16 protein-coding genes are annotated in these 15,890 nt (G+C 59.6%); 7 read left to right on the top strand and 9 right to left on the bottom strand.

Translation table 11 applies throughout. The features are described 5' to 3' along the window. The first annotated feature begins 75 nt into the window (after nt 1-75). Genes KGA82_RS21700 through rtcA form a run of 3 tightly spaced genes read left to right on the top strand, consistent with a single transcriptional unit; the run spans nt 76 to nt 3,124 of the window. Nucleotides 76-1,302 carry an RtcB family protein gene (locus KGA82_RS21700; protein WP_223452472.1) on the top strand — a complete coding sequence of 409 codons (1,227 nt, stop codon included), beginning with the start codon at nt 76-78 and terminating at the stop codon, nt 1,300-1,302. 5 nt (nt 1,303-1,307) lie between these two features. Continuing rightward, nucleotides 1,308-2,096 carry a nucleotidyltransferase domain-containing protein gene (locus KGA82_RS21695; RefSeq protein ID WP_192226527.1) on the top strand — a complete coding sequence of 263 codons (789 nt, stop codon included), beginning with the start codon at nt 1,308-1,310 and terminating at the stop codon, nt 2,094-2,096. Nucleotides 2,097-2,104: 8 nt separating this feature from the next. After that, nucleotides 2,105-3,124 (top strand): RNA 3'-terminal phosphate cyclase, encoded by a 1,020-nt coding sequence (gene rtcA / locus KGA82_RS21690; protein ID WP_192226529.1) that lies wholly within the window; start codon nt 2,105-2,107, stop codon nt 3,122-3,124. Nucleotides 3,125-3,137: 13 nt separating this feature from the next. On the opposite strand, the gene KGA82_RS21685 is transcribed toward rtcA, so the two are convergent. The 5 genes from KGA82_RS21685 to KGA82_RS21665 form a co-directional block, all read right to left on the bottom strand. Further along, nucleotides 3,138-3,566: a hypothetical protein gene (locus KGA82_RS21685; protein WP_223452471.1), complete on the bottom strand. Its 429-nt coding sequence runs from the start codon at nt 3,564-3,566 to the stop codon at nt 3,138-3,140. Between the two features lie 119 nt (nt 3,567-3,685). Then, complete coding sequence (locus KGA82_RS21680; RefSeq protein WP_008032844.1) at nt 3,686-4,099, bottom strand: VOC family protein; 414 nt, start codon at nt 4,097-4,099, stop codon at nt 3,686-3,688. A 188-nt stretch (nt 4,100-4,287) separates the two neighbouring features. Further along, nucleotides 4,288-4,932: a hypothetical protein gene (locus tag KGA82_RS21675; RefSeq protein ID WP_223452468.1), complete on the bottom strand. Its 645-nt coding sequence runs from the start codon at nt 4,930-4,932 to the stop codon at nt 4,288-4,290. Between the two features lie 65 nt (nt 4,933-4,997). Further along, nucleotides 4,998-5,600 carry a TetR/AcrR family transcriptional regulator gene (locus tag KGA82_RS21670; protein WP_008032848.1) on the bottom strand — a complete coding sequence of 201 codons (603 nt, stop codon included), beginning with the start codon at nt 5,598-5,600 and terminating at the stop codon, nt 4,998-5,000. Beyond that, complete coding sequence (locus KGA82_RS21665; protein ID WP_223452463.1) at nt 5,587-6,438, bottom strand: 3-hydroxybutyryl-CoA dehydrogenase; 852 nt, start codon at nt 6,436-6,438, stop codon at nt 5,587-5,589. Before KGA82_RS21665 ends, KGA82_RS21670 begins: the two co-directional genes overlap by 14 nt. A 166-nt stretch (nt 6,439-6,604) precedes the next feature. Between KGA82_RS21665 and KGA82_RS21660 the strand changes: the two genes are divergently transcribed. From KGA82_RS21660 to KGA82_RS21650, 3 genes are all read left to right on the top strand, one after another. Continuing rightward, a complete protein-coding gene (locus tag KGA82_RS21660) occupies nt 6,605-7,633 on the top strand; it encodes an AraC family transcriptional regulator (RefSeq protein ID WP_008041167.1) in 1,029 nt (342 codons plus the stop codon). 171 nt (nt 7,634-7,804) lie between these two features. After that, complete coding sequence (locus KGA82_RS21655) at nt 7,805-8,395, top strand: DUF6338 family protein (RefSeq protein WP_223452461.1); 591 nt, start codon at nt 7,805-7,807, stop codon at nt 8,393-8,395. A gap of 167 nt (nt 8,396-8,562) precedes the next feature. Next, nucleotides 8,563-10,377 (top strand): ABC transporter ATP-binding protein, encoded by a 1,815-nt coding sequence (locus tag KGA82_RS21650; RefSeq protein ID WP_008041165.1) that lies wholly within the window; start codon nt 8,563-8,565, stop codon nt 10,375-10,377. 3 nt (nt 10,378-10,380) lie between these two features. Here KGA82_RS21650 and KGA82_RS21645 read toward each other — a convergent pair whose 3' ends face one another. From KGA82_RS21645 to KGA82_RS21635, 3 genes are all read right to left on the bottom strand, one after another. Further along, nucleotides 10,381-11,337 (bottom strand): alpha/beta hydrolase, encoded by a 957-nt coding sequence (locus tag KGA82_RS21645; protein WP_223452452.1) that lies wholly within the window; start codon nt 11,335-11,337, stop codon nt 10,381-10,383. A gap of 205 nt (nt 11,338-11,542) precedes the next feature. Next, complete coding sequence (locus KGA82_RS21640) at nt 11,543-12,541, bottom strand: NAD(P)H-quinone oxidoreductase (protein WP_223452451.1); 999 nt, start codon at nt 12,539-12,541, stop codon at nt 11,543-11,545. A 57-nt stretch (nt 12,542-12,598) separates the two neighbouring features. Continuing rightward, on the bottom strand, nt 12,599-13,810 hold the full coding sequence (locus tag KGA82_RS21635; protein WP_223452450.1) for a YbfB/YjiJ family MFS transporter: 1,212 nt from the start codon (nt 13,808-13,810) through the stop codon (nt 12,599-12,601). A gap of 112 nt (nt 13,811-13,922) precedes the next feature. On the opposite strand from KGA82_RS21635, the gene KGA82_RS21630 reads away from it, so the two are divergent. Next, the gene (locus tag KGA82_RS21630; protein WP_008032861.1) at nt 13,923-14,798 is read left to right on the top strand and encodes a LysR family transcriptional regulator; all 876 of its coding nucleotides are present in this window, start codon (nt 13,923-13,925) and stop codon (nt 14,796-14,798) included. A gap of 106 nt (nt 14,799-14,904) precedes the next feature. Here the strand turns inward: KGA82_RS21630 and KGA82_RS21625 are convergent, their stop codons facing one another. Further along, nucleotides 14,905-15,627 (bottom strand): pirin family protein, encoded by a 723-nt coding sequence (locus tag KGA82_RS21625; protein WP_223452449.1) that lies wholly within the window; start codon nt 15,625-15,627, stop codon nt 14,905-14,907. Between the last annotated feature and the right edge of the window lie 263 nt (nt 15,628-15,890).

Below are 15,890 nucleotides of genomic sequence, written 5' to 3'. Positions count from 1 at the left end.
TGTTTCACCAAACCTTGTCGCCCCAGGCTCCAGAACAACGCCGAGACAATCGGCCAATAGAAAAGAATCGAAATCATGAAAGAACATACCTACCAACTGCTGGAAGTCGCCAACGGCAAACCGATCAAACTGTGGACCGAGGGCGTCCCGGTAGAAAACGAAGCCAGACAGCAGTTGATGAACACCGCAAAGATGCCGTTCATCTTCAAGCACCTGGCAGTGATGCCGGATGTGCATTTGGGCAAGGGCTCGACTATAGGCAGCGTGATTCCTACCGTTGGGGCGATCATTCCGGCTGCTGTCGGGGTGGATATCGGTTGCGGCATGATTGCCGCGCGCACGTCACTGACGGCCAGTGATTTGCCGGACAACCTGCATGGCCTGCGTTGCGCGATCGAGAAAGCGGTGCCGCACGGGCGCACATCCACACGTTCACGTCGGGACAAGGGCGCCTGGGACGATGTACCTCAACAAGCCGATAAGGCCTGGTCGGCGCTGGACCCGCGGTTCAAGGCGATCACTGACAAGTATCCGAAGCTGGCCAACACCAACAACCGTGGGCATTTGGGCACGTTGGGTAGCGGCAACCATTTCATCGAGGTGTGCCTGGATGAAGCCAATCGGGTCTGGTTCATGCTGCACAGTGGATCCCGTGGGGTCGGTAACGCTATTGGCAACCTGTTCATTCAGTTGGCGCAGGCGGATATGCGTCAGCACATCGCCAATCTGCCTGATCGCGACCTGGCCTACTTCGAGGAAGGCAGCCAACACTTCGATGATTACGTCGAGGCGGTCGGTTGGGCCCAGGATTTCGCCAAACAGAACCGCGCACTGATGATGCAAGCGGTGATTCAAGCGACGCGGCAGGTGATCAGCAAGCCTTTTGAGGTTGCCCTGGAAGCGGTGAACTGCCACCACAACTATGTGCAAAAAGAACGGCATTTTGGTGAGGATATTTTGGTCACCCGAAAAGGCGCAGTGTCGGCGAAGAAGGGCGAACTGGGGATTATTCCGGGATCGATGGGGGCAAAAAGCTTCATCGTCCGCGGGCTCGGTAACGAGGAATCATTCTGCTCTTGCAGCCACGGTGCCGGCCGCACCATGAGTCGCACCAAAGCGAAAAACATGTTCACCGTCGAAGATCAGATCCGTGCCACCGCCCACGTGGAGTGCCGCAAGGATGCTGCTGTCATCGATGAAATACCGATGGCCTACAAGGACATCGACCAAGTCATGCACGCCCAGCGTGAGCTGGTGGAAGTGCTGCACACCCTGCGTCAGGTAGTGTGCGTAAAAGGATAGGGAAAATGGAATATCACGATCATCACCCTCTGGCGCCCGAGATGCGCGCCAGAGTCCTGGAAGAGCTGGAACGCATCGAACGCGAGCGTAACGTCACCGTGCTTTATGCCTGCGAATCCGGTAGCCGAGCCTGGGGTTTTGCTTCGACTGACAGCGATTACGATGTGCGTTTTGTGTATGTAGAGAAACCCGACTGGTTCGTCCAGGTTGATACCGCGCGGGATGTAATCGAGCGACCGCTGGACGATGAGCTTGATGTCAGCGGCTGGGAGTTGCGCAAGACCTTGGGTTTGTTGCGCAAGTCCAACCCGACCTTGCTCGAGTGGCTGGATTCGCCTTTGGTGTATCGCAGCGAACCTGCCGCGACCGGGCGTCTGCGTGAGCTGGCCGAAACCTTCTACAGCCCACCGGCAGCACGAAACCATTATCTGTCGATGGCCAAGAAGAACTTTCGCGGTTATCTGCAAGGCGATAGCGTGAGATTCAAGAAGTACTTCTACGTTCTACGGCCGTTGCTCGCCGTGCGCTGGATCGATCAAGGGCTGGGTCGCCCGCCGATGACGTTCGCCGACTTGCTGAGCACAGTCGATGATCAGTCGTTGCTGGATGAAGTCGCCGAGTTGTTGGTGCTCAAACGCAACGCCGATGAAAGTGCATACGGCCCAAGACGCAACGCCCTGCACGCGTTCATCGCCGCAGAGTTGGAGCGTGCCGTACCTAAACTGCCGCGTACTCAGGAAGACTCGCGATTGCTCGACGATTACTTGAGAGAGACTGTCGGGCACTACGCATAAGGATGAAGATGAAACAGGAAGTGATTGAACTGGATGGCGCCATTGGCGGTGGCCAGGTGTTGCGCAGCGCTTTAAGCCTGTCGATGGTGACCGGTCGCGCACTGCAAATTAAAAACATCAGAGCCAAACGCAGCCGGCCCGGATTGTTGCGTCAGCACCTGACTGCCGTACTGGCTGCGGCTCAGGTTTGCGATGCAAAAGTGCAAGGTGCGGAATTGGGTTCGCAGTGCCTGTCCTTCGAGCCGGGTCCGATTCGCGGCGGGGATTTCAGCTTTGCGATCGGCACGGCGGGTAGCTGCACGTTGGTATTGCAGACGCTGTTGCCGGCGTTGCTGCTGGCGCCTGAAGCCAGTCGGGTGCGTATATCGGGTGGTACTCATAACCCGATGGCGCCTCCGACTGATTTTCTACAGCTAGCCTGGTTGCCGCAGCTGCGGCGCATGGGCGCCAAGGTTGAATTACAGTTGTTGCGTCACGGTTTTGTGCCTGCCGGTGGTGGTGAGATCGAGGTGTTTGTCCAGCCGTCGAAACTGCTGCCGTTGCATCTGTTGGAACGCGGCGCCTTGCTCACGAAACATGCCAGCGCGCTGATCGCCGGGCTTGCGCCGCATGTGGCGGAGCGCGAACTTGATCGGGTCGCCAAGCGGCTGAACATGGCGCAGGAGGAACTACTGATGGTCACGATCAACCAGGACCAGGGACCGGGCAATGTTTTGCTGTTGGAGCACAGGTTTGAGCACGTAACCGAAGTATTCAGCGCATTCGGCCAAACGGCCCTTCGCGCGGAAAAGGTTGCTGACGGCGCGATTAATCAGGCCATGGACTGGCTGAACAGCGGAGCAGCAGTGGCCGAACACCTGGCCGATCAATTGCTGTTGCCAATGGCGTTGGCAGGCGGTGGAAGTTTCACTACGCCACGGATGACTGAACATCTGCAAAGCAACATCGCGGTCATCGAGCGATTTCTGCCGATCACAATTGATTGCAGGGAAGAAGGGGCTGCCCGGCTCAGAGTTGAGTGCAACTGACCCGTCTCCGCCATCACTTGAACTTGATCACGATCCCTTTGAGTTTGCGTCCCTCAATGGTTCTTACATCACGAGCCCACAGCGGCCCGTTGACATAAGCGCCCATCGGTTGGATATGGTCGTAGACCACCACCACGGCATCGCCACCGAGCTTGGCTGACTCGTCCCGAAGTTTTCCTTCTACCTGGGTGATCGGGGGGGCAGGATCAACGCTGGCATCGATCAGCACTTCACCCAATCGAATGTGCGGGCGAAGGGGTTCGGTACGCAACACCACGACTTCACTGGCCAGCGTCGGCGCGGGATGCTCGACACCCACATAAGCAGTGGTCTGGGCATCGACCGTGGCGCAACCACTCAAACCCAGCAGGGTTCCGGCGAGCGCTGTCGCCAGCAGCGATATTTTCAAACGGGTGGACCAGGGCGCGTCATGGGCAGGCATGGTGGGTTTCCTCCGACGGTTCTGCTGCGAGGCGGGGTGGCCTGTTGACGGTAGCAGACGGTCCGGGAGTGTCCAGAACGCCCAGCCTTTTCAGGTTGGGCGTTTGCTTGCCGGTAAAGTCACTGATCCTTTTCGCAATTGACCATCCACGACACACCAAACCGGTCGACCAGCATCCCGAAACGTGCGGCCCAGAAGGTCGCTTCCAGGGGCATTTGCACGCTGCCGTCTTCCGCCAATGCGTTGAAGACCCGTTCCGCCTCGGCAATGCTGTCGACGTTCAGCGAGACCGAACAACCGGCCATGTCATCCGTGGGGCGATCAGGTGTGGTGTCCGACCCCATGATCGCCTGATCGCCCACCGACAGGCGGGTATGAATGATCAGGTTGTGCAGGTCCGCCGCAAAGTGCTCGCGCGCCGGGCTTTCACCGAAGGTCATCATGACGTCGAGCTGGCCTTGAAGGGCCTGGGCATAGAAAGTGAACGCGGCTTTGCAGTCGCCGTTGAAGATGAGGTAGGGATTGATTTTCATTGTTTGCTCCCGTTGCCAACAGACGGAGGTGGGTTTTCCTGTAGGAGCGAGCCTGCTCGCGATGGTTTCCAGAACGCCTCGCTTATCCAGACCGCACGCTCCTACAACGGCATTAGCAAAGCCTTAGAGGTGGTGATTGGCAAAAATCGTTTAGATGTTTTTTCTATTGAAACGGTGCGGGTTATCGCTCAATCCACGACCACCGGGACATCGTCTTCGCCCAGGCAGACCGTCAACTGTTGACCGGCTTCGTTGAAGGCGCAGTGCGGTAACGACTGTTGCTTGAAAATGGCCATGGGCACGCCGACAAACAAGATGAGCAGCGTGGTCGCCACGGCCATTCGCCCCGACATTGCCGAGCGTGACGGCGATGTTTTTGAGGCGCGGCTTTTGATCCTCGAGCGGGCATACAGGCCGCTGCACAGCAACACTGCACCAATCAGCATGGCCACGCCGATCTCCTGCCGGCTGGTACTCAAAATCATTTGGTCGGCGTTTGCCGGATAGTTCAGTTGCCACCAGGCGCCAATGCCCACGGGCAAAAGTCCGGCGCTGATCCAGCCGTAGATTGATCCGGGCAAACGACACACAACGGCAAGCAACAGGCCGACGCTGGCAGCGCCCCAGCCCATCAGATAAAGCTGGGTTGCCATGCCTCCCCCCATAAAAGTGCCGCCGACATCGATGGGCGTTATCAGCAACCAGTCAAAGGCGGCGATGTGCAGAATCAGTACGAAGACGGCGATACAGCTCAGGGGGTAGTAGAGCCATGACCAGAGGGTGCGGGGGCGGGATAACACACGAAATCCTTTTTGTGTTTGAGGGCGCGCCATTATGCTTCGTGGGTTTACGCTTTGCATCGGTGGTTCGCTCGATCCACTGAAACCAGTCCGGTTTCTCAGGCCGCTGCGCGTGGCACCGAGGGCCGCAGCAAACGCTCAATGGCTCCAGCCACGAGGTTTTCCAGCAGTTCATTACGCTCAGGCTCATCCAGCAGATGGTGCGCCAGCCAGCAGGGCGCGCTGTTCAGCAGATTGGCGATGGCATGCCCGGCGGCCTGTTGCGCCTGTTCACTGAGACGGGGTTTGGTCCCGAGCATCAGCAGCAATGTGCGTTCGTACTGTTCGCGCAACTGCCGAACGCGCGCCTGCTGTTCGTCATTCAGGCAGCCGCTGTCGCGTTCCACCAGACGAAAATGCCAAGGCATTTCCTGATGCAGATTCAAATGCGCGCGGATCAGGCTGTTGAGCCTGTCGCGTTTGGCCGGAGACTTTTGCTCGATGCGCCCCAGGGTTGCCAACAGCTCTTCGTAGAACTCCTCGATCAGGTCGAGCAGCAAGTGCTGTTTGCTGGGGTAATGGTGATACAACGAACCCGGGGAAAGCCCCAGGCACGTCGCGAGCTCACGCATGCCGACCTGACCGAAACCCTTGCTGGCAAACAGCTCCAGCACCTTGTCGCGGTACTCGGCGAAACGTGAGCAACGCTCAGGCATAGGCATGGAAGCCACGCCCCGTCTTGCGTCCCAGATAACCGGCGGCAACCATTTCCTTGAGCAGTGGCGCGGGGCGGTATTTGCTGTCGTTGAAACCGTCGTAGAAGGCTTCAAGAATCGCCAGCACGGTGTCCAGGCCGATCAGGTCGGCCAGTGCCAGCGGGCCGATGGGCTGGTTGCAACCCAGGCGCATCCCGGCGTCGATGTCTTTGGCGCTGGCCAGGCCTTCCTGAAACACCAGGATCGCTTCGTTGATCATCGGTACCAGAATCCGGTTGACCACAAAGCCCGGACGGTTGCCGGCGGTGATCGCGGTTTTGCCCAGGGTGGTTGCCATGTCCAGCGCCAGGGCGTGGGTTGCGTCGCTGGTTTGCAGGCCGCGAATCACTTCGATCAGGCCCATCACCGGCACCGGATTGAAGAAGTGCAGGCCGATGAAGCGCTCAGGCTGGCTGACGCTGGCGGCAAGTTGGGTGATCGACAGTGACGACGTATTGGAGGCGATCACACACTCGGCGCTGACCTGTGCGGCGATTTGTTGCAGCACGCGCAGTTTCAGGTCGAGGTTTTCGGTGGCGGCTTCGATCACCAGTTGCACGTTGTGCAAGCTGCTGTAGTCGGTGCTGGTGCGGATCTTGTCGAGGGCGGCGAGCTTTTGAGCTTCTGTCAGCGTGTCCTTGGCAACTTGCCGGTCGAGGTTTTTGCCGACGGTCGCAACAGCCTTTTGCAGGGCGCTCTCGGAGATATCGATCAAGGTCACGTTGAACCCTGCCTGGGCGCAGACTTGTGCAATGCCGTTGCCCATGGTGCCTGCGCCGATCACGCCAATGTTTTGCAGATTCATGTACACGTCCTTCCGGTCAAACCCCGCGATACCTTGGCCGCCACAGCGGCCGAAGGCGTACTATTGGCCGCGAGTCTAGAACCGGCGGGGCGGTTGTCCTATGCCGGAACTGTTCAACGGTGCTGGTGTTTTTTGCCATTCGGGTGATGGGGAGCGAAGCGTTCAGATGCGGGAAAAGGATTCGGTGGCCGCCTACTTTGTGCAGGCGATGATCCACGGGCTGGGGGACAATCCACAGCGGCGGCGGGCTGCGCTGGAACAGGCAGGTATCGACCCGGCGTTGATCGAACAGCCCGTGTCGCGGGTGCCGGCCAGTGCGTTTGCCGCACTCTGGTTGATCCAGATCCGCGAGCTCGATGACGAGTTCTTCCGGCTCGACTCCCACGGCATGCCGCCGGGCAGCTTCGCCCTGATTTGCCGGGCCCTGATTCAGGAACCCGACCTGCACAAAGCCATGCGCCAGTGCCTGAACAACTTTGCCCTGTTCCTTCGCGATTTTCGCGGCACGCTGACGGTGCGCGGCAAACGTGCAGTCATCAGCCTGGATACCTGCGCGAAAAACGATGATGTTGCGCGTTTTGGCGAAGAAACTTTTCTGGTGCTGATGATCAGCCTGATGTGCTGGCTGGGTGGTCGGCGTATTCCCATCGACCGCGCGGACTTTCGCCACAAGCGCGTGTCCCTCAGCGATGACCGTTTGCTCTGGGGGCCGAACCTGACCTTCGGCGCCGAGCGCACCGAAATCGAATTCGCCAGCCACTACTTGCGCTTGCCGGTGGTCCAGGACCTGGCTTCGCTGAAAGTGTTTCTGCGCACCGCGCCGCAATGGCTGGTGATTCGCTTCCGCAACCAGCATGGGCTCGCGTCGCAAGTCCACCAGCGTTTGCGCAACAGTCACTACAGCCAATGGCCGACCTTGCAGGCCTTTGCTTTGGAACAACATCTGAGCCCCAGCACCTTTCGCCGCAAGCTGGAGCGGGAAGGGTGTTCGTATCAGGAAATCAAGGACGAGGTGCGGCGCGGGGTTGCGTTTGAGCAATTGCGGCAGAGCAAGGCCAGCATCGGTGACATTGCCGAGCAATTGGGTTTTCAAGAACCAAGTGCATTTCACCGGGCGTTCAAGAAGTGGACGGGGGAGAGTCCGGGGCGTTATCGAGCGCGGTTTTTGGAGCACGTGACGTCGGATCTGGATTGAGTTTTTGTCCAGTTCTTCCTTGTTGAATGTAGGAGGATTTTTCGCTTGTAGTCCCGCCTGTAGTCCCGAAATTTCTTGTGACTACCGCACTTCAGCAGTGGATGACACAGGCTGTAGAGGTGCTGTATTTATTTGCTTCGGGACGAATTTTTCAATGGATTGGAAAGGGCAATGGACAGCTTGATCAAGGACGTGATCCCGCTACTGCAGTATCTGCTTCCGGGGTTTTTAGCGGCGTGGATTTTTTACTCGCTCACGGCGTTCAAGCGCCCGGACACTTTTGGACAGATTGTCCAGGCACTGATTTTTACGTTTGTGATTCAGTCGCTGGTGGTCGGTTTGGAAGGACTGTTGCTACTGGCGGGAGAACGGTTTTTTTCGATCGGCGTGTGGGACAGGAAATCGGAGGCGTTATGGTCGGCAGTGATTGCGCTGGTGATGGCGTTTCTTTCCTGTCATATCGCTCATGGCGACAGGCTTCATGCGTTACTCAGGAAACTGAAGATAACGGCTAAAAAATCGTTCCCTTGCGAGTGGTACAGTGCTTTTTCATCGAGACCGGGTTTCGTGATATTGCATTTGATCGGAGGGAAACGTCTGTTTGGCTGGCCAAGCGAATGGCCATCGGAGCCTGCTAACGGACAATTCGTTCTGGAGTTCCCTCGCTGGATCGATAGCGACGGCAATCTGTTACCTGGTAGGGCAAAGGCCCTGGTTATTGATGTATCAAAAGTGAGTTGTGTCGAATTCGCAAAACAATAGGGTGATCAAATGTCATGCAAAGCGCCGACTGAAATGCCGCCTGAGCTGAGGCGGATGATGGAAGAGTGGGAAAATGGTGGTCCTCTTCCCCCCGGGCTGGTGTTCCCCATCGGGCCTTCACCTTTACGAAAAGAAATGACGAAACCGCGCAAGCGCAACCGATAAACATGCCAGCGGCCCTTTCCCGCGTCACCTCATTGCTCGATCAGGCCAGACGCGCCTTGCTCCTTGTCTGGGCTACTTCTCGCGGGTTGTTTCTGGGCCTGGTGCTGGCGACCCTGATCGCAGGCGTACTCCCGGCATTGGCTGCCTGGCTGGGCCAACGCATTGTCGACGCGGTGGTTTTCGCCATGCAACTGCACGCGCAGCAGGGCAGTGCGCCGTTGTGGCCGGTGGTGCGTTACGTGCTGTTTGAGGCCGGTGTGCTCGCGTTGCTGTCCGGGACCCAGCGGGCGCTGTCGGTTCAGCAATCGCTGTTGCGAGTGCAGTTGGGGCAGAAGGTCAACACGATGATTCTGGAGAAAGCCCAGACGTTGTCGCTGGTCCAGTTCGAGAATTCCGAGTTCTACGACAAGCTGGTGCGGGTCCGGCGCGAGGCGTCGACCCGGCCGTTGGCGCTGGTGATGAAGTCGTTGGGGTTGATCCAGAACCTGATTGTGCTGATCAGTTTTGGTGTGTTGCTGGTGCATTTTTCGCCGTGGGCGCTGGTGTTGTTGGTGGTGGGTGCGTTGCCGGTATTTTTTGCCGAAGCACATTTTTCCGGGGACGCCTTCAGGCTGTTTACCCGTCGTGCGCCGGAGAGCCGGCAGCAGAACTACATCGAGACGCTGCTCTCCCACGAGGGCTACATCAAAGAGGTCAAGCTGTTCGGCTTCGCGCCACTGCTGTTGAAGCGTTATCGCGATACGTTCGCGCGTCTTTACGCTGAAGACCGTCGGCTGACCCTGCGCCGCGATGGCTGGGGTTTTGTCCTGGGATTACTGGGCACGGGGGCGTTTTATCTGGCCTACGCGTGGGTGGTGGTCGACACCGTCCACGGCAGCATCACCCTTGGCCAGATGACCATGTACCTGGTGCTGTTCAAGCAGGGGCAGACCGCAGTGAGCAGCAGCTTGAGCGCCATCAGTGGTCTTTACGAAGATGGACTGTATCTGTCCAGCCTCTATGAATACCTGGCTGAACCCGTGGTGGCCGACTCCGGCAGCCTGACCGTAGGCGCGCTGCCCGGCGATGGTCTGCGTTTCGAAAACGTCGGGTTCAGCTATCCGGGCGCGAGCCGCGCGGCGCTGGAGGGCATCGATCTGCACCTCGTGCCGGGGCATAGCGTGGCGCTGGTGGGGGAGAACGGTTCGGGCAAGACCACGCTGATCAAGTTGCTGACCCGTCTGTACCGTCCCGACCAGGGGCGCATCCTGCTGGATGGCAGTGACTTGCAGGCGTGGGACGAAGATGCGCTGCGCCGGCGTATCGGCGTGATTTTCCAGGACTATATTCGCTACCAGTTCTCCGTGGGCGAGAACATCGGTGTCGGCGACACCCTGGCGTTCAACGATGAGCAGCGCTGGCAAGCCGCTGCCGCCGAGGGCATGGCCGCGCCTTTCATTGAGCGTCTGGATCGCGGCTATGCCACCCAATTGGGCCGCTGGTTCGCCGGCGGCCAGGAACTGTCCGGCGGGCAATGGCAGAAGATTGCCTTGTCCCGTGCCTACATGCGCCGTGACGCCGATATCCTGATTCTGGATGAGCCGACCTCAGCCCTCGACCCGGCAGCGGAAGCGGCGGTGTTCGAGCATTTCAGCGAGCACACCGAAGGCCGCATGACGCTGTTGATTTCCCATCGTTTTTCCAGCGTGCGTAATGCCGACCACATCATTGTGCTGGATCAGGGGGCGATCCTTGAACGCGGCGATCACGCCAGTCTGGTGGCCGCCGGAGGGCGTTACGCGCAATTGTTCAACTTGCAGGCGCGAGGTTATCGCTAAACGTCAGGAGTCCTGAGAGCCGCGTGAGATTGCAGGACCGGCCATCTGCGGCGGTTTTGCTTTCATCAGGCCCTCAAGTGCCTGGCGATACTGGGTGCCGCCCAAACTCATGCTGTTGTTGTGCGTACCGCCCGGCACCAACAACAGGCGCTTGGGCTCGCTGGCGGCGTTGAACAACTGCTGGCTGAAGCGCGACGGCATGAATGTATCAGCCAGGCCATGCACGACCAGCAGCGGCATGTCGATGTCGACGATCTTGTCGATGGAATCGAATTTCTGCGACAGCAGCCAGCGCACCGGCAGCCATTTCACCGGCAGGTTACTTTCGGCCACTTGGGCCACGGCATCGCCCAGTGACGTGAACGTGGACTCGATCACCAGACCGCGCACCGGGACGGCGACATGGTTCTTTTTCGCCTGTGCGGCCAGGTCTGACGCGAGGTCGATGGCTACCGCACCGCCGAGGGAATGGCCATAGATCAGGCGCTTGCTGGCGTCCGGTTGCATCGTTGTGAAGCGTTCCCAGGCAGCTCGTGCGTCTTCATACACACTGGCTTCCGACGGCAGATCGCCTTTGCTCTGACCAAACCCGCGGTAGTCGATCGCCAGGACGGAATAGCCCATGGCGCGCAATTGTTCGATGCGAAACGCCTGGCCGGTGAGGTTCCAGCGCACACCGTGCAAATAGAGGATCGAAGGCGCATCACGACGAGCCGCCGGCCACCACCAGGCATGCAGGTTTTGCCCGTTCTTGAAACTGGCGGGCTGGATGTCGAATTCTTGAACGTCCTTCGGCAAACCGCGATACCAGCCCGCCGTGCCCGGCTCGATACGAAACAGCAGCTCGCGCTCGGTGTGCTCAAGCACGCCGCAACTCACCGGCAGACCGACAATCAGCGCGGCCATGCACAGCAAGGGCAGCCAGCGTCGGCGCAGACGTGTGAGCGGGGAGGAGGGCATCGGATGGTCCGTCGGTAAAAAACTGAAGTCCGGTTTTTAACAGAAGCGTGTCGGCGGGGGGAACATTTTCGACAGCCGTTCACCAACCCTTCTTGTAGGAGCAAGCTTGCTCGCGATGACGGTGGCACATTAAGCAATGCTGTCGACTGACACACCGCTATCGCGAGCAAGCTTGCTCCTACAGAGGGGGCGCCACAATTGCAGATCAATCCACCCGCAACACAATCTTGCCAATGTGCTCGCCACCTTCCATCCGCGCATGCGCCTGTGCCGCCTCGGCCAACGAATAAACCTTGTCGATCATCGGCAGGCAACGCCCGGCAGCGAGCACCGGCCACACGTATTCGCGCAACTGCTCGGCAATCGAGGCTTTTTCTTCCACGGTGCGTGGGCGCAGCAACGAGCCCGTCACGATGGCGCGTTTGCTCATGATCGCCAACAGGTCGACGTCCTTGGCGTGGGCGCCGCCGAGAAAGCCCAGCATCACCAGTCGACCTTCCATGCCCAGCGCCGCGATGTTCGAATTCAGGTACGAGCCGCCCATGATATCGAGGATGACATTGACGCCTTTGCCGGCGGTTTTTTCCTGGATGACCTGGGCGAAATCCTGATCGCGATAGTTGATCGCTTCGGCGCCCAACGTACGGATCGCCGCGCACTTTTCCTCACTGCCCGCCGTGGCGAAGGCCTTGACGCCGAATTCGCGACACAGCATCAACGCGGTCGTGCCGATGCCGCTGGTGCCGCCATGGATCAATGCGCGCTGACCTTTGGCAGCGCCGCCCATGTCAAACAGGTTGGCCCACACGGTGAAGAAGGTTTCCGGGACCGCCGCCGCGTGCACCCAATCCATGCCTTGAGGAATCGGCAGCGTCTGGCCGGCCGGCGCGACGCAGTATTGTGCGTAACCGCCGCCGTTGGTCAGCGCGCAGACGTTGTCGCCGACGATAAATTCGCTGACACCTTTACCGACCGCCACCACTTCACCGGCCACTTCCAGGCCCGGAATCGGGCTCATGCCGGGTTTCATCGGGTACTTGCCGGCACGCTGAATCACGTCGGGGCGATTAACCCCGGCAGCGTGCACGCGAATCAGCACTTCGCCCGGCCCCGGGGTTGGTACTGACGCCTGGCGTGGCTTTAATACCTCCGGGCCGCCGGGTTCGGTGATTTCGATCAGGGTCATGGTGTGGGGCAGATTCATGTGAGTGTCCTGTCTGGAAATGTTCAGTAAGTGGGACCACATCAAGCCGTCGGTGACTCAGCTCAATACAGGTTGCCGCCGGCCGCGACGATTCAGCAAGCGCATGCCCTGTTCCAGCAGCAGGGCTATGACAATGGCGCCCGCTGCGAGGATGAACAACAGCGCGTGATGCCCGCCGCTGGCGTTGAACAACGCCGAATATGCAAACCCGGCAATCGCCTGGAACGTGGCGAACGACACGGTGGCGCGACTCCAGGCAATCTGCTGTTGATGATGGTTCGGGATCAGTTCGTGAACCCGGGCCAATGCCAGCGGCACGATACCCGGCGGGAACGAGCCGAGGATCACCGCCAGCAAGGCCAGCGCAGTGAAAGCACTTGAAATCGACAGTAAACCGACCGCAACTGCCTGCACCACCAGCACCAGGCGAATGCTCAGCCGTGCGCCCAGTTTGTCAGCCAGAAAACCGTAACTCACCGGCCCGATAATCGCGCCGAGGCCGTACATCACCCAGATAAGAGCGCCAATGTGCGCGCCAGCCCCAAGCCCGCGGGCAACGTAATCCACCAGGAACACCATGGCGGGCACGAGCCCGGCAGCCATGAACGCGTATTGGGCGAACAGCAGGTAAACGTTCGGGTCAGTCGGCATCGTCGAGGGTTCAGCGGACGGTGCCGCGGTGGCCGCATGCGTGGCTGACGGCCAACCGAACCAACTGGCGACGGTCAGCACCAATGCCAGCGCGCCGAGACCGAACCAGGTGTTCTGCAAACCCAGGCTCAACAGCGGCGGCACAATCGTCCCGGAGCCGGCGATACCCAAACCGATGCCCAGGAAAATCGCACCACTGGCCAGCCCTCGGCGGGAGGCCGGCACATGCGGCAGCACGGTCGCGGCCACCAACACCATGATCGCGCCGCCAGCGACGCCCGACAGCAAGCGCCAGCCGAAGAACCAGCTCACCGACAACGGAAAGCCACACGCGAAAAACGACAGCGTCACCGCCAGCATCATCAGGCGCAGGGCGCTTTTGTTGGAGGTCCGACGGGCCAGCGGATGGCCGATCAGCGCGCCAATCAGGTAACCCACCAGATTGGCGGCGCCTAGGTACACCACGTCGCTGGCAGAAAACCAGTGCGCCTGGATCAATGAGGGAATCAACGGCGTGTAGGCGAACCGCGCCAGGCCGATGCTGACCAGGCTGGCGCAGAGGCCGGCGAAAATCGGCAGCCAGATGGCGCTGCGCGGGGGGGTTGATGTGCTGGGCATGGGAGCCGTCCTCCAGGTTTATCTATGGTGCCCAGCTTATCCAGATTCATTGATGCAATAACGCAGCGATTTTGCGTTATGGTGATGCGTATATGCAGCAGTGGAGAAACCTATGAATTGGGATGACGCCAGGGTGTTTTTGGCCGTATGCCGGGAATCGACGTTGCGTGGCGCGGCGCGGGTGCTGGGGGTCGATCAGGCCACCGTCGGGAGGCGGATCACGGCACTGGAGAAGTCCTTGAGTGCGACGCTGTTTCTGCGCACTTCGGAGGGATACGCGCTGACAGCCGTCGGTGAAGCAGCGTTGAAAGCCGTGGAGAAAATGGAGCACTCCGCGCTGGAGATGCAGCGCCAGATTCAAGGGCTCGACGACCGGCTGACCGGTATCGTTCGGGTCAGCACCACGGACTCCATGGCCATCGACTTCCTGATCCCGGCGATTGCCCGCCTGCATGCACAGCACCCCGACGTGCGCGTGCAACTGGACGCTTCGACGCAGATTTTGAGCCTGTCGAAACGCGAAGCCGACATCGCCGTGCGCAACACCCGGCCAGACAATCCGGACCTGATCGCCCGACGCATCGCGCGTTGGCCGGTGGGCCTGTTTGCCTCCCGGGAGTATGTGGACACCCACGGTGTGCCGGCACCGGGTTCGGCGTTCGAGGGGCATGATCTGGTGGTGTACCAGCCGTATTTGCAGAGCAATAAAGACATCACGCTGGTCTCGGAACCGTTGGGGCGCGGGCGCATCGTTTCGAGCCTGAGTTCCAGTCTGCTGGTGCGCCGCGCGATTGCGGCGGGGATCGGGCTGGGGGAAATTCCGGTGTACATGGGGGAGCGCGACGGGCTGGTCAGGCTATGGCCGGAACGCACACGGCCGGTGCCGTATGACATATGGCTGGTGACGCACGCGGACTTGCGGCATACCGCGAGGGTGCGGGTGGTGATCGATGAGATTGTGGCGGGGTTTGCGGGGACAGGGGAGTGACGGCTGAAAGATCGCCACCTCACTGCGCTCGACAGCTCCTACAGGGATTTGCGTGTACCTGTAGGAGCTGTCGAGCGCAGCGAGGTGGCGATTACTTCACACCGGATTACGGCATTTCAGGCAATTCCTGAGGACGCAGGTCAAACACCAGCACTTCGGCATCCGCGCCGTTGCTCAGGGTCAGCAACTGTTCATCGCGAACCCGCACGCCATCGCCTTCCTGCAATTGCAGGCCGTTGAGTTCGACGCTGCCGCGCGCCACATGCACGTAGGCATAACGATTGGCGGCCAGTTCCAGCGTGGCGCTTTCCTTGCCATCGATCAGGCCGGCATACACCCGCGCATCCTGGCGCACCTTCAACGAACCGTTTTTCCCCTCGGGGGAGATGATCAGTTGCAGACGCCCGCGTTTCTTCTGTGTATTGAAATGCTCTTGCTGATAGCGCGGTTTGGCGCCGCTGACGTCCGGCACGATCCAGATTTGCAGGAAGTGCACGCCACGGGTCGCCGAGTGGTTGTACTCGCTGTGTGCCACGCCGCTGCCGGCACTCATCAGTTGCACGTCACCGGGGCGGATCACCGAACCGGTGCCCAGGGTGTCCTTGTGTTCCAGGGCACCTTCAAGCACGTAGGAGAAAATCTCCATGTCACGGTGCGGGTGCTGGCCAAAGCCTTTGCCGGCCGCGACGCGGTCATCGTTGATCACCAGCAGGTCGGAAAAACCCTGCTCTTTCGGGTTGCGGTAGTTGGCGAAGGAAAAGGTATGGAACGACTTCAACCAACCATGATTGGCCAAGCCGCGATCGGAAGCTTTGCGAAGGGTCAGCATGATGAAATCTCCTGTGGGGACGTTGATTCGTCCGAGTGAGGAGAAGGTTAATGTTTATCCTGTGGTGCAATAAGTAGATGAAAATTGAAATACTGTCCCGTATGGGTTGACAATAATAAGCAGACTGATCCCCCCGCACTTGGCCATAATGCACAGCACAGTCTTCATGCCGTACACGTAACCCTGTAGGAGCCGGCTTGCTGGCGATGGCGTCCGTTCAGACAATAATCATGTCGACTGACCCACCGCCATCGCCAGCAAGC

Origin of the sequence: Pseudomonas sp. BF-RE-22, from assembly GCF_019956155.1 — a bacterium.
Taxonomy (GTDB): domain Bacteria; phylum Pseudomonadota; class Gammaproteobacteria; order Pseudomonadales; family Pseudomonadaceae; genus Aquipseudomonas; species Aquipseudomonas migulae.
This window is presented reverse-complemented; position numbering and strand designations above follow the sequence as displayed.

Coding starts and splice junctions, on each gene's coding strand:
- KGA82_RS21630 (WP_008032861.1), top strand. CDS start 13,923: ATGAATTGGGATGACGCCAGGGTGTTTTTGGCCGTATGCCGGGAATCG.
- KGA82_RS21655 (WP_223452461.1), top strand. CDS start 7,805: ATGGACAGCTTGATCAAGGACGTGATCCCGCTACTGCAGTATCTGCTT.
- rtcA (WP_192226529.1), top strand. CDS start 2,105: ATGAAACAGGAAGTGATTGAACTGGATGGCGCCATTGGCGGTGGCCAG.
- KGA82_RS21680 (WP_008032844.1), bottom strand. CDS start 4,099: ATGAAAATCAATCCCTACCTCATCTTCAACGGCGACTGCAAAGCCGCG.
- KGA82_RS21670 (WP_008032848.1), bottom strand. CDS start 5,600: ATGCCTATGCCTGAGCGTTGCTCACGTTTCGCCGAGTACCGCGACAAG.
- KGA82_RS21650 (WP_008041165.1), top strand. CDS start 8,563: ATGCCAGCGGCCCTTTCCCGCGTCACCTCATTGCTCGATCAGGCCAGA.
- KGA82_RS21635 (WP_223452450.1), bottom strand. CDS start 13,810: ATGCCCAGCACATCAACCCCCCCGCGCAGCGCCATCTGGCTGCCGATT.
- KGA82_RS21625 (WP_223452449.1), bottom strand. CDS start 15,627: ATGCTGACCCTTCGCAAAGCTTCCGATCGCGGCTTGGCCAATCATGGT.
- KGA82_RS21665 (WP_223452463.1), bottom strand. CDS start 6,438: ATGAATCTGCAAAACATTGGCGTGATCGGCGCAGGCACCATGGGCAAC.
- KGA82_RS21645 (WP_223452452.1), bottom strand. CDS start 11,337: ATGCCCTCCTCCCCGCTCACACGTCTGCGCCGACGCTGGCTGCCCTTG.
- KGA82_RS21675 (WP_223452468.1), bottom strand. CDS start 4,932: ATGGCGCGCCCTCAAACACAAAAAGGATTTCGTGTGTTATCCCGCCCC.
- KGA82_RS21685 (WP_223452471.1), bottom strand. CDS start 3,566: ATGCCTGCCCATGACGCGCCCTGGTCCACCCGTTTGAAAATATCGCTG.
- KGA82_RS21695 (WP_192226527.1), top strand. CDS start 1,308: ATGGAATATCACGATCATCACCCTCTGGCGCCCGAGATGCGCGCCAGA.
- KGA82_RS21640 (WP_223452451.1), bottom strand. CDS start 12,541: ATGAATCTGCCCCACACCATGACCCTGATCGAAATCACCGAACCCGGC.
- KGA82_RS21660 (WP_008041167.1), top strand. CDS start 6,605: ATGCGGGAAAAGGATTCGGTGGCCGCCTACTTTGTGCAGGCGATGATC.
- KGA82_RS21700 (WP_223452472.1), top strand. CDS start 76: ATGAAAGAACATACCTACCAACTGCTGGAAGTCGCCAACGGCAAACCG.